The organism is Marinomonas sp. SBI8L (genome assembly GCF_001624705.1).
Classification (GTDB): domain Bacteria; phylum Pseudomonadota; class Gammaproteobacteria; order Pseudomonadales; family Marinomonadaceae; genus Marinomonas.
Genome location: NZ_JSEO01000002.1, coordinates 357,961 through 374,934, shown reverse-complemented (window position 1 = coordinate 374,934; position 16,974 = coordinate 357,961). Strand labels below are relative to the sequence as shown.

General features: G+C 39.0%; 14 protein-coding genes. 6 read left to right on the top strand and 8 right to left on the bottom strand.

Annotated elements, in window-relative coordinates; translation table 11 throughout:
* Positions 1–7: 7 nt before the first annotated feature.
* Positions 8–682 (bottom strand): methylamine utilization protein, encoded by a 675-nt coding sequence (locus OA91_RS03750; RefSeq protein ID WP_063337211.1) that lies wholly within the window; start codon positions 680–682, stop codon positions 8–10.
* Positions 683–836: 154 nt separating this feature from the next.
* Between OA91_RS03750 and OA91_RS03745 the strand changes: the two genes are divergently transcribed.
* Complete coding sequence (locus OA91_RS03745; protein ID WP_063337210.1) at positions 837–2,096, top strand: hypothetical protein; 1,260 nt, start codon at positions 837–839, stop codon at positions 2,094–2,096.
* 36 nt (positions 2,097–2,132) lie between these two features.
* Here OA91_RS03745 and OA91_RS03740 read toward each other — a convergent pair whose 3' ends face one another.
* Positions 2,133–5,114 carry an HD domain-containing phosphohydrolase gene (locus tag OA91_RS03740; RefSeq protein WP_063337209.1) on the bottom strand — a complete coding sequence of 994 codons (2,982 nt, stop codon included), beginning with the start codon at positions 5,112–5,114 and terminating at the stop codon, positions 2,133–2,135.
* 218 nt (positions 5,115–5,332) lie between these two features.
* Between OA91_RS03740 and OA91_RS03735 the strand changes: the two genes are divergently transcribed.
* Complete coding sequence (locus tag OA91_RS03735) at positions 5,333–6,580, top strand: tyrosine-type recombinase/integrase (RefSeq protein WP_046017412.1); 1,248 nt, start codon at positions 5,333–5,335, stop codon at positions 6,578–6,580.
* A 36-nt stretch (positions 6,581–6,616) separates the two neighbouring features.
* On the opposite strand, the gene OA91_RS03730 is transcribed toward OA91_RS03735, so the two are convergent.
* The 3 genes from OA91_RS03730 to moaC are packed head-to-tail and all read right to left on the bottom strand — an operon-like array spanning position 6,617 to position 7,817.
* The gene (locus OA91_RS03730; protein ID WP_063337208.1) at positions 6,617–7,084 is read right to left on the bottom strand and encodes a molybdenum cofactor biosynthesis protein MoaE; all 468 of its coding nucleotides are present in this window, start codon (positions 7,082–7,084) and stop codon (positions 6,617–6,619) included.
* On the bottom strand, positions 7,085–7,342 hold the full coding sequence (locus tag OA91_RS03725) for a MoaD/ThiS family protein (protein WP_046017410.1): 258 nt from the start codon (positions 7,340–7,342) through the stop codon (positions 7,085–7,087).
* Positions 7,335–7,817, bottom strand: coding sequence for a cyclic pyranopterin monophosphate synthase MoaC (moaC, locus tag OA91_RS03720; RefSeq protein ID WP_046017409.1), 483 nt, complete (start codon positions 7,815–7,817; stop codon positions 7,335–7,337). The genes OA91_RS03725 and moaC overlap by 8 nt, the downstream gene beginning before the upstream one ends.
* A 143-nt stretch (positions 7,818–7,960) precedes the next feature.
* On the opposite strand from moaC, the gene OA91_RS03715 reads away from it, so the two are divergent.
* Positions 7,961–9,253, top strand: a complete 1,293-nt coding sequence (locus OA91_RS03715; protein WP_063337207.1) for a J domain-containing protein — start codon at positions 7,961–7,963, stop codon at positions 9,251–9,253.
* 42 nt (positions 9,254–9,295) lie between these two features.
* A complete protein-coding gene (gene trmJ, locus OA91_RS03710; RefSeq protein ID WP_063337206.1) occupies positions 9,296–10,039 on the top strand; it encodes a tRNA (cytosine(32)/uridine(32)-2'-O)-methyltransferase TrmJ in 744 nt (247 codons plus the stop codon).
* A 69-nt stretch (positions 10,040–10,108) separates the two neighbouring features.
* On the opposite strand, the gene OA91_RS03705 is transcribed toward trmJ, so the two are convergent.
* Positions 10,109–11,254 (bottom strand): M14 family metallopeptidase, encoded by a 1,146-nt coding sequence (locus tag OA91_RS03705; protein ID WP_082827769.1) that lies wholly within the window; start codon positions 11,252–11,254, stop codon positions 10,109–10,111.
* A 39-nt stretch (positions 11,255–11,293) separates the two neighbouring features.
* Here OA91_RS03705 and OA91_RS03700 point away from each other — a divergent pair, with 39 nt between their 5' ends.
* Together OA91_RS03700 and OA91_RS03695 are read left to right on the top strand one after the other, a co-directional pair.
* On the top strand, positions 11,294–11,830 hold the full coding sequence (locus OA91_RS03700; protein ID WP_063337205.1) for a hypothetical protein: 537 nt from the start codon (positions 11,294–11,296) through the stop codon (positions 11,828–11,830).
* 109 nt (positions 11,831–11,939) lie between these two features.
* On the top strand, positions 11,940–12,431 hold the full coding sequence (locus tag OA91_RS03695; protein ID WP_046017405.1) for a putative 4-hydroxy-4-methyl-2-oxoglutarate aldolase: 492 nt from the start codon (positions 11,940–11,942) through the stop codon (positions 12,429–12,431).
* Positions 12,432–12,479: 48 nt separating this feature from the next.
* On the opposite strand, the gene OA91_RS03690 is transcribed toward OA91_RS03695, so the two are convergent.
* Entirely contained in the window at positions 12,480–15,203 is a 2,724-nt protein-coding gene (locus OA91_RS03690; RefSeq protein ID WP_063337204.1) for a hsp70 family protein, read from the bottom strand.
* Positions 15,203–16,972 (bottom strand): Hsp70 family protein, encoded by a 1,770-nt coding sequence (locus OA91_RS03685; protein WP_063337203.1) that lies wholly within the window; start codon positions 16,970–16,972, stop codon positions 15,203–15,205. The genes OA91_RS03690 and OA91_RS03685 overlap by 1 nt, the downstream gene beginning before the upstream one ends.
* Positions 16,973–16,974: the final 2 nt, after the last annotated feature.

The following is a 16,974-nucleotide window of genomic DNA, read 5'->3' as shown; positions in this document are numbered from 1 at the left end:
TTATCCCTTAATAATTGTCGTTTATGCCTTCATTTGTTGGATATTCTTCTTCATAAACATCCATACTTTGCTGGATAGTGAGATCTTTACCAGCGACCGTAATTATCTGACTTGCTTCTTCACTGTCCTGCCAAGGATGCCAAAAAGACATTTCATATTTACCGTCAGGTACACCTTTAAATCTGATCACACCTTCTAAATTACTATTTTCAGCAAATGGACCATCAGCGACATATACATAGGACTCCATAAAGTCATGGATATTACATCCCAGCGCAACAACGCCTGCTTTATCAAATACTATTGGTGTTTCAGGTTTGCCTATGTATAGCTGTAATTGAAAGGTTTTAGCTGGTGAAAAGGAGTAAACATGGTGACGGGTTTTATCCATGTTAGGAAAATCTATCGGCGTTCCAGTCGGGACCACACTTACAAATGGAATAAAAGTTTTGTCTTTTTGACTGATAGAAACTAGATCTAAACCTTTGCCATGACTCGCTGCTAATGTGTTGTAAGCTAGGTTTTCTTCGATTGGTTTGAGCTCAACAACAGCATCTCTTAGTAAGCTGCCTTGTTTCGTTGTCATTACCAAACTTAAATCAGATGAATAGACATTTAGCGAAGTCGTAACCAAAAGGCCAGTTAACAATAATTTTTGTCCCTTCTGTGCTAGATTGAACATGAATCTAATATTCCTTTGGCGTTAAAGGCGTTATTATAACGCTGTAAATTAATAGAAAGTTTTGTCAGTAATATCACTAGTATACAGATAGTTTGTGTGTATTTTAATGCACTGCTTATAATGATAAAAAACATACTTAAATAAAGAAGTTAATTTGAACAATCATAGTAAAAGTACCAAGCTAACTAGCGTTAAAAAGTGTCTAGCATACTCATTAACCTTTATGAGTATAGATCAAGTTTACGCAGCGCAATTGACCCCATATACGAATCTTGAAATTAAAGGTGGCCTTACCCTAGGTGCTTCTGACACTCAGGCAAATGCTTGGTATGACAGAGATTCAGGCCAACTAGATTCTTTATCTGGAATATCTATTGCTGACAGTGTTTTTAGTCTTGATATAGCTACTGACTCCAACTTTAGTTATAAAGTTCATGGTCAAGTGTCAGAAAATACAGAATCCGCACTTGGTGTTACAGAGTTCTGGGCAAATTATCGCCCAATAACCAGCTCAAAATATCGTCATAATTTTCGATTCGGCAGCTTTTATCCATCAATGTCATTAGAAAACAATGATACGGCTTGGACTAGCACTTATAGTAATAACTTCTCCGCTATTAACTCTTGGTTTGCTGAAGAGTTAAAGGTGTCTGGGTTAGAATGGTCTATTACGCGACCTGGAAGAGCATTTCGATCTAAGTATTCCCTTAAAGGTGTTGGTGGGCTTTTTGTAGGTAACGATGCTATTGGTAGTATTATCAGCTGGCGAGGTTTTTCTCTACACTCAGCACAAACAAATGTTGGCGACAGAGTATATTTTTCTAACTACCCTAGCCTCCAATCAGGCGCTTTGGTTAGACAACCTAATTGGGTAAACCCATATTATGAGTTGGACGATCGTATTGGTCATTATTTTGGTGGTCATATTAAGCATAGAAGCGGTGCAGAAATAAGACTTTACCATTATGATAATAATGGCGATCCGCTTGTGGTTAAGCATCAGCAATATGCTTGGGATACGCGTTTTGACACCCTCTCTCTTTTTTATCCTATTGCTAAAGACACTCAATTCTTAGCCCAGTGGTTACTAGGAAACACCATCATGGGTGATAATGCAATCAATGTTGACTACCGAGCATGGTTTGGCTTAGTTAGTCACGATATTGAAAACTATAAGCTTAGTATTCGTTATGATAACTATGAAACGATAGATAAAGATCAGCTTGCTGGGGATAACAATAATGGCCATGGTGAAGCTATCACTTTATCCTTAGCTAACCAGATTAAGCCAGAGCTAAACCTTAGGTTTGAAGTAACGGGTTTAAACTCTTTTCAAGCCAACCGAATAGATTTAAACCAAAACGCATACACCAAAGACACTGTTTATCAATTGACCGCTATGTATCGTTGGTAAAAAGAGCCCTATCGGGCTCTTCCATTTCTAAATTAACTAACTTGTATAGCGGCTGGCGATATTAAAATAGTGAATTTTACCTTTTTCACTAAGAAATTTTTCCGGTTGAATGCTATCAATTTGTTTTTCATCCAAATATTTTACTGCATATTCCTTATAAACACCGTTTTCAACAAATAGGTCAAATAGTTCAGCATCTATATGCTTTTGATCTCTCATTCTCGACATGATCTCAAGAGATTGAGACAAGGTGTTTGGTTTTTTATATGGCCTATCGTCTGATGTTAGCGCTTCAAAAATATCTGCAATTGCCATCATTTTTGCTAATGGCGACATTTCATCTGCTGTAAGCCCTTTCGGGTAACCGGATCCATCCATCTTTTCATGATGACCACAGGCAATTTCTGGTACATTTTTCAAATGTTTTGGAAAGTTTAACTTGTCCATCATCAAACTTGATTGAATTATGTGCTCATTGATTTTATATCTTTCTTCTTCATTTAAAGTGCCACGTTTGACCATAAGTGAATAGAGCTCACCACGGTTATATAACAACTCAGGTTGTTTCATATTAAAGCCAAGCTTGTGATAGTTATCACTAGTGTCCCCTTCATCCCTTAAGATCTTGTGTTCCTCCTTATCTGCCAATAATAATTCTTGAACAGGCAGGTTTGGTGTTGTGCCAGATCTGAGTTTTCTCGCTAATTCGAGATGAGATAAGCCCACTCTATCATTCAAAGTTCTTGTCCATTTACGTTTGGCGATTTTGTTTAACTGATTAGTCGTCCAGTCATCCATGACAATGTCACCTTGATTACAAGCTGCAACAAGCAAGAACTCTTCATCTAAAATTTTCAGCTCTTTTTTAAGTCCAGTTGCTAAGGCAATTGGGTCCTCACCATTAAGCTCACGCTTACAAAATGCTAATTCAGTTTCTTTTTTAATTAATTCAAAGCGCATTCTAACTTCATGCAATCTATCGTAAATTGTTTCAAGCTTAGTCGCTTTGTCTATGACATATTCTGGCGTGGTTATCTTGCCACAATCATGCAACCAAGCCGCAACATGAATCGCTTGTTTGCTACTCTTGGTTAATTCAAATTCAGCATACGGGCCTGTATCTGTTGTATGGGCTGCTTGTGCTAACAGCTTCATGATTTCAGGTACGCGTTTGCAATGCTCAGCTGTGTAACTACTTTTACCATCTATCGCACTGGCAAGTAGCATAATAAATGATTCGAAAAGTTCATCTTGCGATTGAATAAGCTGCCTCGTTTCAATAGATAATGCCGCATTACTAGAGATAGCCTGAATAAAAGCTTTATGATGGGTATTTAGCTCTGTTTCCATCAATAAAGTCAGGCAACCTATCAAACTATTTTGTCGATTGAAGAGTGGCACCAAAACCAAATTTTGTATTTTATCTTCAAGGTGTGAAATAACACTTTCTAAGCCTGAGTTGTGTGTAAAAGCGACATAGTCTTTATCTTTGAAATCCAACTTAACTAGGCTTTGGTCGATTACACCTTCTTGTATCTGTTCAGGGAGTTCATTAATTCTCAATGGAATCAAAGTATGTTGTTTGAATTGTTTATTGTTAATCATGGTGACTTGGGGCAAAAGCAAATTACTTTCATCTTCATCGATTAGATATAGAACACCCGCTTTGGCTTCACAGATATTAATCGTTTTATCCAATAAGACACTTTGCAGCTTACTAAAATCATCTTCCTCGGCTAAAAGTTTATTCATCTCAATAAACTCTGTAATAGTGGCATTCATTTGGTTCATGGCACTACCGAGCATATTCACTTCTTTCACGTTAGATTTAAAATCAAATTTACGCTTGAAGTTAAAATCTCGAATTTGGTTAGTCTGCTTCACTAAATAGTAAATGGATTTAGTCATTTTCGAAGCTAGTTTATTTGTTAAGAGCAAGAAAATAACGAGTAAGGTTGTTAGCCAAATAGCGCTTTTGATCAACATAATTGTAGCTTCACTTAGCAACTCAGATGTTGGTATCGCAATCACAAGCGTGTACTGAATATTATTGGGCAGCTCTATATTTCTTACCATAGACAGCCAGTTTTGACCTTGACTATCTATTTCTACAAGACTGTTTTTTTGTTGATGCTTTTCACGGTTCATCAATACATCTTTAAGAACCTTATCATCCAATAATGGCAGGCGAATTGGTGTGTTTGGCGTTAATTTGGTGAGATGACCATTAATTGTATTATCAACGGAAGCAATCATTCCTGCTCCTCGGGTTAATAATGCCACCTTGGTGTTTTCTGTTGTTTTAAAATCTGTCAGAAATTGTGTCAATTTTGTCAGGCTAATATCGGCAGCGATAACCGCTCTAGAAGAGGGAGACCTTTGAGCAATGGTGGTGCCAATCTCCTTTGTTGTGAAAAAAACATAGGGATCCGCTGTGATTGCCTGATGTCTAGCCATAGCCATCTGATACCAATGACGCGTTCTGGGATCAAATTGACCATAAGTAATGTCTGATTGTACTGAGATTAAAGATAAAGATTCATCGTAATAACGATACTCGCCTGAATTTGTATCAAGGTTTTTCTCCGAGACTTGTATGACATAACGGGTTTCATCAGGCGCATTAAAAAATGACGACCGCTTATTTTTACTGGGTAAGCGTCTCACTAGATAAAAATCACCATCATTAAAAGCAATATATGCAGATGTAATATTCTTGGTTTTTGAAAAGCTGCTTAACAGGAAGTTGAAATGAGGTTTTCTTTCAGCCTTATTCGTTGTATTAGTAATTTCATGGCTAGCAATAACAGACACAAGTGACTCTGCATTTTCAAATAGCCCAGACGTTTTAAGCGCGGTTTCCTCTACCGTAAAGCCAAATGCATTACTGGTTAGATCAGTGATAATGTCTTTAGTTTGATAGTAGAAAATTGATGAAAACGTAGCACCTACCAGTATGATTAATAAGGTAAACGCGAGCGAAATATAAAAACGGTAACTATATCCTAATAGTGGCATGTGGATTTCCTTTCCAAACCTGTTTTTTAAAACCGGTCGAGCACCAGTTTTCAATTAATAGAAACTAGTATAGATAGGAAAATACAGAAGCGAAGCAGTTAATTTTATTTGTTTGTTTCAATTAGTTTTTATTCTGTAAGTGAAATGTCTCAATGGGTTATTAATGGATAAATTAATAAGCTAATATAGCGTTATCTTCTCGTTTGTAAAAAGTATCTATGTCTTCTACCGCTTTAATCGATAACCTTGAGCACTTACCTAATCCTTTTACCCAGTTCGAAGCGATTAAGGATCAACTTGCTAATAACTGGCCTCAATTAGATAAAGCCGACTATCGTCGTGACCTGCAATTAGCCCTATGTTTTATTTATAGCTATAACGGTTCTCAAGCAACCTTCAACTCATATCGACGTGAAGTTGAGAGACTACTACTTTGGTCTTGGTTAGTTAAGCAAAGTCCTACAACCCATTTACGCCGTGACGAGATAGAAGAGTTTATTCATTTCTGTATTTCTCCGCCTCATGACTGGATTGGCGTCAAGAACGTGGCGAGATTTAAGAACAAGCAAGGTGGAAGAGTGGCGAATAATGAGTGGCGCCCTTTTGTTGCACATGTAAGTAAAATTAAATTTAGAAGCGGCGAAGCACCAGAACTTAAGTCTCATAACCTCTCGCAAGCAGCGATTAGAGCTACTTTCTCTATCCTCTCTTCTTTTTACGGTTTTCTAATCCAAGAAGATGCCGTACAACAAAATCCAGTTGCTTTGATTAGGCAAAAAAGTAAGTTTGTAAAAAAAGAAGTTACCAGACGACAAGTTCGTCGTATTTCTAACTTACAGTGGGACTATGTAATTGAGACGGCAGAATTACTGGCTGAAGAAGATGCCAATATGCATGAAAGAACCCTATTCATCATGAATGCACTATTAGGCATGTACTTACGTATTTCTGAACTCGTTGCCGATGAAAGGTCAGCTCCTGTTATGGGAGACTTCATTAAGGACAGTGATGGAAACTGGTGGCTTAAGGTGCTTTCTAAAGGGAATAAAGAAAGGTTAGTTGCTGTATCAGATGAAATGTTATCAGCTCTAAAGCGTTATCGTGAGTTCAGACAATTGCCATTATTACCGACAATCGCCGAACAAACCGCCCTCATACCGAAAAACCGAGGCCAAGGAGCGATGACTAGCACTCGTCAGATTAGAAATATCGTCCAATTCTGTTTTGATGCGGCATATCAAAGAATGGTTGAAGATGGCATGAAATCCGATGCTGAAGACCTTCGTGTTGCTACTGTTCACTGGTTACGCCATACAGGCATATCAGAAGATGTAAAAACTCGCCCTAAAGAGCATGTAAGAGAAGATGCAGGGCACGCAAGTATGGCAACGACGGATAGATATATAGATACGGAATACAGAGAAAGGCATGCAAGCGGTAAGAAAAAAGCCCTTAGACCAAAATAATCATAAGGGCTTTTAAGTCGGATTTTTATCATTCGCCTAGTTAGACCACCTTTCTAGGCTCTTTTCATCACTTTCTTTTGCACAAACCCACTGACTTTTACCTGATTGAGTCTCTTTCTTCCAGAAAGCGGCTCTACTTTTGAGGTAATCCATTACAAAATCACAGGCTTGAAAGGCTTCTGCTCTGTGGGAACTACTCACACCAACAAATACAATTTGATCCTGAACTTTAAGTTCACCTACTCTATGTACCACTTGAACCTCATGTAAGTCCCAGCGGCTGTGAGCCTCATCGACAATTTGCTGCAAGTTGTGTTCTGTCATACCTGGGTAATGCTCTAATTCAAAAAGCGTTTCTTCTTTATTTGAATCAGTTTGATTAGATTTGTCACCAAAATCACGAACACGGCCGACAAACATGGCAACGGCACCTGTTTGGTTATTGTCACATAATGCTTGATACAAACTTGCCACATCAAAATCGGCTTTTTGTACTTTAATCATTTATCCCCCTGTTACCGGTGGGAAGAAAGCAACCTCTTTCACGCTCTCTGGGTCAACCTTGCTACTATCACGAGCAAAATTATAATCAATAGACGCTTGAATTCCTTCCTCAAATAAAGGATCAGGGTTATCTAGCAAGCTCGCAACAGCCTGCTTTATTTCTTCGATACTGGTTACTTTGTCTAGTTCGATAGTAACTTTTTCTTTACCTAATGATTCTCTTAATGAGGCAAAGAATACGACATCCAATTTATGCATTTGATTTGCTCCAATCGCCACTCTTACCACCTGATTTCTCTAATAGAGCGACTTCTTTAATGATAATTCCTTTATCTACTGCCTTACACATATCATATAAGGTTAATGCTGTAACTGTGGCACCTGTTAACGCTTCCATTTCCACACCCGTTTTTCCACTTAATTTACATGTGCACAGTACTTCTAATTGAGTGTCTGAAATAACATTTATTTCCACGCTGACCTTTGTAAGCATCAAAGGGTGACAAAGTGGGATCAAATCAGCGGTTTTTTTACAGGCTTGTATACCCGCTATACGAGCTGTTGCGATTACATCGCCTTTTGGTAATCCACCTTCAACCACTTTAGTTAGAGTACTTGGTAGCATTTCTATGATGGCTTGAGCAGTAGCGCTGCGGTGTGAAATATCTTTATCTGAAACATCAACCATATGGGCATGGCCAGATTGATCTAGGTGAGTCAGCCTATCAGTCATTAAGCTTTCCTTTGTACATTATAGTAAATCAGGCATAATATCGTCTGCTTTCAATCAGAAGGCAAATTCAACAATTTTGAAAAACGTAGAATGCCACTGCAAGGCTCCTGTGAACAGCTTTTTGGAAAAATTTTAATTTCAAAATGAGTTTATTAGACGATTATCACTTATTAGAACTGGATTCTGATGCGACAGAGCAAGATGCTAAGGCATCGTATCGACGATTAGCTCGTCTTTATCATCCTGATAAGAATCCAAATATAGATACGACAGAACATTTCCAACGATTACAAGATGCTTATCAGAGTGTTTTGTCGTCCATGAGACAAGGCGCCATAGTTCAAGATTGGCATAAATATGAGTTTACTGCGGATAAAGCTAACCAGACTCATTCAGATAATGATGACCTTCAAAAAGCTTACATCAAAGAAAGCCAACGTGCTTATGATGAAATGAGACGCAAAGCAGCGTCCAGTGAAAGAGCCAAAGAAGCCGCCCTTAGAAGTGCTCGCAGTAAAATTAATGAGAAAAACGCTAAAAAAGTTTACGAGCAAGCGGCAAAAGCCAATCTGAATACATTTTCTAATACTGCTTTTGCCGATGAATCTGACACACAGCAAACTCAAACCGAATCAATCATTGATCCAAATATTTACCGCACTTTCGAACAGTCATTTCAGCAAAATGATATTAAACCGGAACAGGTAAATGAGGATACCTCTTCTGTTTTTAAAAAGGTCTTTATTTCTGTGTCCTATTTAGTTGTTTTTGCTATGGGGGTTTATAGCACGCTATATTGGCAAGCCAGTAAAGAGCAGCAAGATAATCAATTTGATGTAAAAAAACAAATTCCTTTTATAGCTGGGCTTTACCCTCAGTTTAGGATTGGTACAAACTATACTTTTGGTCTAACTGGCTTATTTGCAACGCCTGATATGCAAGCACAAGAAATGGCCAGTATTACACCTTTGGAAGATGTTCAAGTCACAAATAATTCAAAACCTGGTTGGTTAGCTATTCGCTATCAGGATCAGGCTGGATGGGTGAAAGAGTCTGACTTGGGCTTTGGCTCGATTGACGCTGCAAATCAAACAACATGCCTTGGTAATCCCGGTGTTGCGCCAGTACATGGCAAGCTTATCAGTGACGTTGAGCCTAATGGCCATAGCCGTTTACGTCTACTTAATAAGCTAAATAGTCACAGTATGCTGAGCTTTGAATCCTATGATGGTTTAGCGCCATTTACGCTTTATTTAAGGGCTGGACAGTCTTTTGCAGCAAACTATATTCCAAGAGGTCGTTATCGCTTGGTATTACATACTGGATCCTTGTATCATGGCGCCTGTAAGCAGTTCTTATTTAATCAAACCAGTACCATCGTGATGGATCAGGTTGATTTTGCCAGCACAGAGTTATCCCTCACTTTGGCCTTATAATAACGCCCTTAATTAGAAACACTTAAAGATAGAAAACACCATATGCTAAGTAATATTCGAATCGTTTTAATTAATACTTTCCACCCAGGTAATGTTGGCGCTATTGCCAGAGCAATGAAAAATATGGGCTTATCAAACTTGTATCTGGTTGATCCAAATGATTACCCTTCTGAAGAAGCAACTAGCCGAGCGGCTGGCGCTGTCGACCTTTTAGAAAACGCCACCATAGTATCTACTTTTGAAGAAGCGATTTCAGACTGTAGTTTAGTTATAGGTACTAGTGCTCGTCATAGAACGTTTCAGCTACCTATTATGAACGCAAGAGAATGTGCAGAATCGGCTGTTATTGAAGCAACAAATCAACCAATTGCAATTGTTTTTGGTCGTGAGAAAACAGGCTTACTTAATGAAGAGATAGCACAATGTCACCGTCAGGTGTATATCGATGCCAATGACGAATATCCTGTATTGAATATTTCACAAGCCGTTCAGATCGTTGCCTATGAAATTTGGATGGCAAGCCAAAACAGAGCCGATAAAGGTAAAGTTGAAGTCGCTGAATATCCACGTAAAGGTGACATGGACCTCTTCCATACCCACCTTGAAGAAACGCTTTATGATATTAACTTTGTGATTAAAAACCACCCGGGTAAAGTACTAGAGAAACTGCAGCGCTTCTTTAATCGCTCAAGGCCAGAAAAGAGTGAGTTAGGTATATTACGAGGTGTGCTTGCAGCAGTACAAAGAGAGACTGAAAAAGCTCGATCATTTAAACAGGATGACTAGTAGGTTTCAAAAGAAAAGCCCTAACAATCGTTAGGGCTTTTTTATATTTACAAATTACCTAAAAGGTATCTATTTCATTTCAGGACTGTTAACCACTTGGTAAATCGGATAAAGCACATCGGCCCCTAAAATTTTAGAGCGCTCAGGTGACCAGCCAACCTCTGGGTCTGGTAATAACTCATTATCCTTAAATGGCATTTCAAGTGTTAGCGACAAACATTTATAGGTTTCTCCTACCCACTTCGCAGCCACTTTTAATGTGTCTTCACCAAAATGATTGTTTTCATAACCTTGTTTAGTTTGAAAGTCAGGGCTTACGGCTAACAAGGTGCCATTGAATAATGACTCCATATTTGCCATACGTTGATCGAAAGAAGGTATTTGACTACATCCGTCGATAAAGTTAACAGGAAGCTCTTCATCTCCATGAATATCTAGAAATAAATCAACACCTACTTCAGCCATTTTAGTTTGTACCGCTAATACTTCAGGGCTTAGCTCTTCAGAAGGTTGCATCCACTCCCTATTCAAGTTGACGCCTTTAGAGTTCACTCGCAAGTTACCATGAACACCACCATCAGGGTTCATATTAGGCACTATATAAAAACGACACTGGTTTAATAATGCCCTTGAAATAGGGTGAGATTCATCAAACAAACGCTCTAATAAGCCCTCTATAAACCATTGAGCCATGGTTTCACCTGGATGTTGTCGGCCAATTATCCAGATGTTCTTAGCGCTTGCTTGATTACGGCCAATTTCTAACAAACTAATATCACGGCCTTCTGCTGTAGTGCCTAAATCATGATTGATACAATCATCATTTGAGCTAGACCAAGCAAGCATGTCTAGATGTCTTTCGTACGAATATGGCGCAAAGTAAGCGTAATACACACTATCCTTCTCAGGCGTGTGCTGAATGATTAACTCCCCATCTTTATACTCTGTGGGCACTCTGAACCAATATTCTCTATCGTATGAAGCAACGGCTTGATAATCGTACCAGCCATCGGCATATGCAGCTTCATGCGCATTTTCAAACCTAATGGTACAGTTTTCATCCATTACCCCTTGTAAACGAAAATAAAACCACTGCAAGAAATTAGAGTTTGTATCTTTTGGTATATTTACTCTAATATTGTCCGGCTCGTTGGCTTCAATCAGACTAATGTTTCCGCCATCGAAGGCACTGCTGACTTTAATTCGGCTGCTCATCCTAACCACTCTCTAAATTTTGGTATGTAATTCATTGATATGACAAGTTTACCTATATTCCTTACCTGTGTCGCTAATTCTGCAGACGAAGCTAGCTTTCCTTTGCTATTTACTTGGTCGACACCTGATCTACAGATTAAAGAAGTTCTCATTATTCCTGATGATGACTGGCTACATCACGCCAATATCGAGTCTAACTTATGTGATATTGATGAAAACCAATTATATGAATTTGGCTATGAAGCCAGCGATATTTTAGCTGAATGGACTGCAGAATTTGATACTGACTTTGTACTAGCATTAGACACGGATCTAGTTGGCTCTATGGTTGAAGCAACTTTTGATGCAAAAGGGATGGACCCAAGCTTTGAAGTAGTTTCAGCCCACAGGTGGTTTAGTGATAGAGATGTTGATCTGCATTATGAACTTACCTTATTAGATTTGTCACAAGCCGTTGAATTACTGCCACCAGATGAGCAAATCGCTATTTTGCTTAGAATCGCACATAGTAAATCTTTGATTGATTTGCCTGAAGCAGAACAAGATGACCTATCAGAACATGATACTGACATTTAAAAGATAAATGTTGAGCATTAGTCATGATGACTGGCGATGAGCTAAAAGACTGTTATTGTTAGTTAAATTACAGTTTTTAGCTCTCAATTATCATGTTTAAGGAATTCTCATGCTCGATTTATTGCCTGACTTAACAGACCAATACCCAGATCACCTACTCATTGCTGATCCCATTTTTAATACTTATGGTAAGAAAACGATTTTTTACGGTGAAGTCGTCACAGTTAAATGCTTTGAAGATAATTCCCGAGTTAAAGAGCTAGTCGCTACAGACGGCACGGGGAAAGTCATGGTGGTTGATGGTGGTGCCAGTAAACGTGTAGCTTTGCTAGGCGATATGTTGGCAGAGCTTGCTGCAAATAATGGTTGGGAAGGCGTTATCATTAATGGTGCTGTTCGTGATGTTGCAACCCAAGCAACGATTAATTTAGGTGTTAAAGCCCTAGCGGCAACACCATTAAGATCGACTCGTAAAGGTGTTGGTGAAGTTGGTGTTAATGTAGCCTTTGCGGGCTTAAGATTTGAAGATGGTGATTATCTATATTCCGACCTAAACGGAATTGCACTTGCAAAGCAGCCATTGGCATTAGATTTTCTTTAATCCTGTAAAGCAAAAAACGGCCAATGATTATTGGCCGTTTTTTTATATTTAATCCATTAAACTCAAGCCAATCGGTAAAGAATCACCTATAAACCGGTTTAATGCATCTTTATCAAGCAGCTCTTTTTCTTCTAATCTTGATATCCAGTGATTTGGACATTTGTCTTTTTTAAGTTTTTTAATGACCTTCTGCTTTAATACTTCTATTTCTTTATCTTGATTAGAATTAATTTGAGTCATTAGAACACCAGCAAGACCGGCTTGTTTTCTCTTCTTCCAGTCTTCTTTAAGGCAAGTTTCCAGTAAAGGCTTTACCTTGTCTAAAGGTATGGGTTCAATGACATCGGACAAAATCAATTGCTGACTTGCTAAGCGACCTATGGTCCACCATGCTGTATCAGGTTCGGAAGACTTAGTTAATCGTTTCTTAAGCCAGTCGATACTGTTAATTTTAATCTCAAGCGGTAATCTCTCTAAGCTACCTATCATTCTAATTAAGTCATCCCCTGAGCGACTTGTTAACTGCTTTACTTTATCTCTAGATCTTTGACCACTTGGAGAGTAGTACTCGGCAAATTTCTTATGTAAAAGGCCTTGCTCTTTCTCATCCAGTCCAGCGGAAATTCGTCGCCATAGAGTCCAGTATTGACCCCAAACCATAGAATCATCATGCTTTGGCGCTTGTTGAGTTAATGTATACAGTTGTTTTACTCTCTCATGATCATTTTCAGCGCCATAGCCAGGTCTCATACAAAAACCCGTTAATTGATACCATTGCCTTTCATGGCTAGGACTTTTCTGCCGACCAGACCTAAGACTCCACAACTTATCGACTAAACGCCTGCTTGTAACAAGGTTCCAGTCATCTCTAGGACCCAAAAGTTTATCTATTTCTGTTTTAAGAGATTTGATGGCTTTTACATCTTGCTTTTGACCAAGCTTTGAAAAACATTGGGTTAATAGCTCTTCAGCTAAGCCCAGATTTTTATGCATTAAATCATCATTCGATGAGGTATTTTTAGCTGAGTCTTCACTCTTATTGAATGTTGTAAAATCCAAAGACCAAGTGTCTTGAGAATTGACCGCATTTAATTCAACAGCAAGCACCCCTATTTCAGTCAATTGGGCTCTGACTTTAACTGCTACTTGCTGTTCATTATCAGATGATAAGTGTGCCTCAAGATCTGAGATAAACATAACGTCATCATCGTTATCTAATAGATCCCCTGGTGCATTTATTAGGCTATCGTCACCACGGTACAGTGGAAATTGTACATCTTGGCCTAGTGTTACCCGAAATTCTTGTTCTAGTTCAACCCATTGGCTTTTAGCCTGTCCTTTTGGTAGAAGAGTTAAAAACTTACCTCCTTGCAAAGCTAAATAAAGTGTATGTGCTACGCCACTTTCAATCCGAGCAACGCCTGACTCAGATGAAGTTAGACCAGCTACATAGACACAGGCCCCTTTTGCGACAGCATCGTTAGGTTCTAAATCACTACATTCAAACAGCTCAGCACCTCGCCATTGAGTGAGCTGATCAATCAAACGGTTTTTCAGCTTATCACTGTTAAATAAACCACCATTAAAAAGTATTGCGTCAGGAACAAGAATGCCAGCACCACAGGCGGCTTGGATGTCATTAGTATGCATGCTTAAAAACTCAGCTAGATGTCGTGTAATAGCGGCATCTTTCTCATAAGGTAAACCTAATGTATGCACACCATAACTAGCTTGGTTTACCTTATCGACTAGCTTAACGTAAGGGAAAAAGCCGTTATCGATCTGGCTGATTAAAGTGTTTCTTTCAACGGTAAACTTCTGGGAGCCACCTATGAGTTTGCTGCCACCACCCAATACAGTCAAAGTTAAAGTCTCAGGCGCATCTAACGAAAGTAGCACTTCTTTAGCTTGACGCGTTTGTTGCACCAAAGCAGCGAGTCTTGAAGCAGACAAAGCGGAAATTTTTTGAGGATCTAACTGATAAGCCAGCGCCTGATCTAAGTTATCGCCACCAAGTAAAAGGTGATTACCAACCGCAACACGGTGCAAGGATACTTTATTGTTAAGATTTTGAATTTTTACCAAGCTAAAATCTGTCGTACCACCGCCAATATCAACCACTAATAACATCTTTTTATTACTAAGCTGGTCTAGTTGTTCTGGTTTGCTGATCCAGTGGTAACAAGCTGCTTGTGGCTCTTCGATAAGATAAAGGTTATCTAAGCCTGCCTTTTTTGCAGCCTCAAGAGTGAAAGCTCTGGCCTCTTCATCAAAAGACGCTGGTAGGGTTAAAGCAACCTGCTGTTCTGATAGTGGCGCATCTTTAAACTTATGATTCCAAGTTTGATGCAAATGTTTAAGTATTAATGCTGTCGCTTCCAGCGGAGAAAGTTTGGATTCACAATCACTGCCCCAAGGTAGTATCTTTTCACGACGATCAACTTGTCTATGACTAAGCCAACTTTTTGCGCTTTGTACTAATTGATTTGCGCGTCTTTTTCCAAGCTCTAATGCGCCCATCCCTAGTACAAAATTATCTGTTTTATCGGCTTGAGACCAAGGTAAAGTTTGACTTAACTGCCCCTGTTCATCTTTCGCTAATATATAGATAGCACTAGGGAGATGAGTAAACTCCCTTATGCTGGCATCAGACATAAACTGCGGAATTGATAGCAAATGATTGTTATCAACGGCATCGTTAGCATCTCTATAAGATACAACCGAATTAGTTGTACCGAGATCGATGCCAACAAAATACTTAAACTTTGACATTAAGCATCCCTTACTTGGTATTCCAGTGTCCAAGACAAATCTGATTGAGTGTCATGAGCCTCAAGTAACAAAACACCAAGTTCTGTGATACGAGATGAAAGAATGACTCTGACCATATCACCTTCTTGGTAGTGCCCAGCATCTAATCTAGCCTGAATTTTACCCAGCTCATTCAAACTCATTAATGAGAATGCGTTTACTGTTTCACCTAACTCTGCCACATCAGCTGTTTTAGATTGAAAGAACCTGAAATCAACACTCTGACCAACAACAAGTGCGAACTCGCTACTTAGCATTTGCTCATCAGAACCTTCATCTAAACCAAAAGGTGCAATACAAACAGCATCTACCGGTGGGGCCATGCCTGGAATGGCAGGCATCGGACTTTCAACGCCAACATAATAGTTTGCTGCTAAGCCACTTTTAACCTTAATACCACCATCAGCTTGGACTAAGGCATAATAACAAGCGCCTTTAGCAACAGCATTGTCTAAGTAATTGGCATCATTGGAAGTCAGTATTTCAATATTTTGCACTTTATCAGCAAGCAGATTGTTTAAAAGAGCTTCAACTCTTTGCTTAATAATATCCGCTTTAAATACACCGCCATTAAGTAGAACTTTATTTGGCTTTGCTTGATGTTTGGCTAAAAACTCACTGATATGGCGACTAATGGCTGGATCTGCTTCATATTCTAAGTTTAGTTTAGCTATGCCCGACCTTGCTGTTGATTGAGCTTGCTCACCATAATTAACTATAGGGAAAAAACCTTCAATTAAACTTGCCAACGCAGTTTCACGCTTGATGCTAGTTTGCACTTTATTAGCAAATAAACTCTTACCACGACTAGGAACAACAAGCTCAACTTCCGCCAGTTCTTGATTGCTTAAAAGTCTTTCTTTGGCTTGCCTAGCGGCTTGTGTTAACGCTGAGATTTGCCAAGCTTCTAGATTGGTACCTGTTGCAGCAATTTGTCCAGCAGCCACATAAGTAATGGCCATATCCATATTATCGCCACCTAGTAATATATGTCGGCCAACGGCAACCCTATCCAGTCGCATTTCACCTTCATTATCGACAGCTTGGATAAGTGATAAATCAGTTGTACCACCACCGACATCTACAACTAAAATTTGATCATCTAACTGGATCTTATCCTGCCATTTTCCTGCACTGGATAACCAAGCATAAAAGGCAGCTAACGGCTCTTCTATTAATCTTGCATTTATCCCTGATGCTTGAGCGGCACTTTCTGTACTTGCGCGTGCAGCAGGGTCAAACGATGCAGGTACTGTGATAACAACATCTTGCTCACTCAGTAAGGCTTCAGGAAACGTATGATTCCAAGTTGAAACTAGGTGCTCAATTAAAATTTGAGTTACTTTAGCAGGCGAGAACTTTTCAACTTCATCGATAGCATCTATAGGTAATATGGCTTCTTGTGAAGAAACCGTATTATGACATAACCAACTTTTAGCACTTTGGATTAAACGCCCAGATGATTTTGCCCCCATATCACGCGCTAATTCACCAACTACAAATTCAGATTTACCCCAAGGTAACTGCATATCGCTTGCTAACATTTCATTAGCATGCGCTTGATATATAAAAGAGGGTAACAAGTCTCTATCTGCAACTTGCCCTGGTGCAACAAGTTGTGGAATTTGAAGTTGAGTTAATACGCTTTCTTCAGAACCAGCTTTAGCATAATAAATAGCAGAGTGTGTTGTACCTAAATCGATACCAACAAAATATTGAGTATTAGACATCT

Coding starts and splice junctions, on each gene's coding strand:
- OA91_RS03750 (WP_063337211.1), bottom strand. CDS start 682: ATGTTCAATCTAGCACAGAAGGGACAAAAATTATTGTTAACTGGCCTT.
- OA91_RS03740 (WP_063337209.1), bottom strand. CDS start 5,114: ATGCCACTATTAGGATATAGTTACCGTTTTTATATTTCGCTCGCGTTT.
- OA91_RS03735 (WP_046017412.1), top strand. CDS start 5,333: ATGTCTTCTACCGCTTTAATCGATAACCTTGAGCACTTACCTAATCCT.
- OA91_RS03730 (WP_063337208.1), bottom strand. CDS start 7,084: ATGATTAAAGTACAAAAAGCCGATTTTGATGTGGCAAGTTTGTATCAA.
- OA91_RS03725 (WP_046017410.1), bottom strand. CDS start 7,342: ATGCATAAATTGGATGTCGTATTCTTTGCCTCATTAAGAGAATCATTA.
- moaC (WP_046017409.1), bottom strand. CDS start 7,817: ATGACTGATAGGCTGACTCACCTAGATCAATCTGGCCATGCCCATATG.
- OA91_RS03715 (WP_063337207.1), top strand. CDS start 7,961: ATGAGTTTATTAGACGATTATCACTTATTAGAACTGGATTCTGATGCG.
- trmJ (WP_063337206.1), top strand. CDS start 9,296: ATGCTAAGTAATATTCGAATCGTTTTAATTAATACTTTCCACCCAGGT.
- OA91_RS03705 (WP_082827769.1), bottom strand. CDS start 11,254: ATGAGCAGCCGAATTAAAGTCAGCAGTGCCTTCGATGGCGGAAACATT.
- OA91_RS03700 (WP_063337205.1), top strand. CDS start 11,294: ATGACAAGTTTACCTATATTCCTTACCTGTGTCGCTAATTCTGCAGAC.
- OA91_RS03695 (WP_046017405.1), top strand. CDS start 11,940: ATGCTCGATTTATTGCCTGACTTAACAGACCAATACCCAGATCACCTA.
- OA91_RS03690 (WP_063337204.1), bottom strand. CDS start 15,203: ATGTCAAAGTTTAAGTATTTTGTTGGCATCGATCTCGGTACAACTAAT.
- OA91_RS03685 (WP_063337203.1), bottom strand. CDS start 16,972: ATGTCTAATACTCAATATTTTGTTGGTATCGATTTAGGTACAACACAC.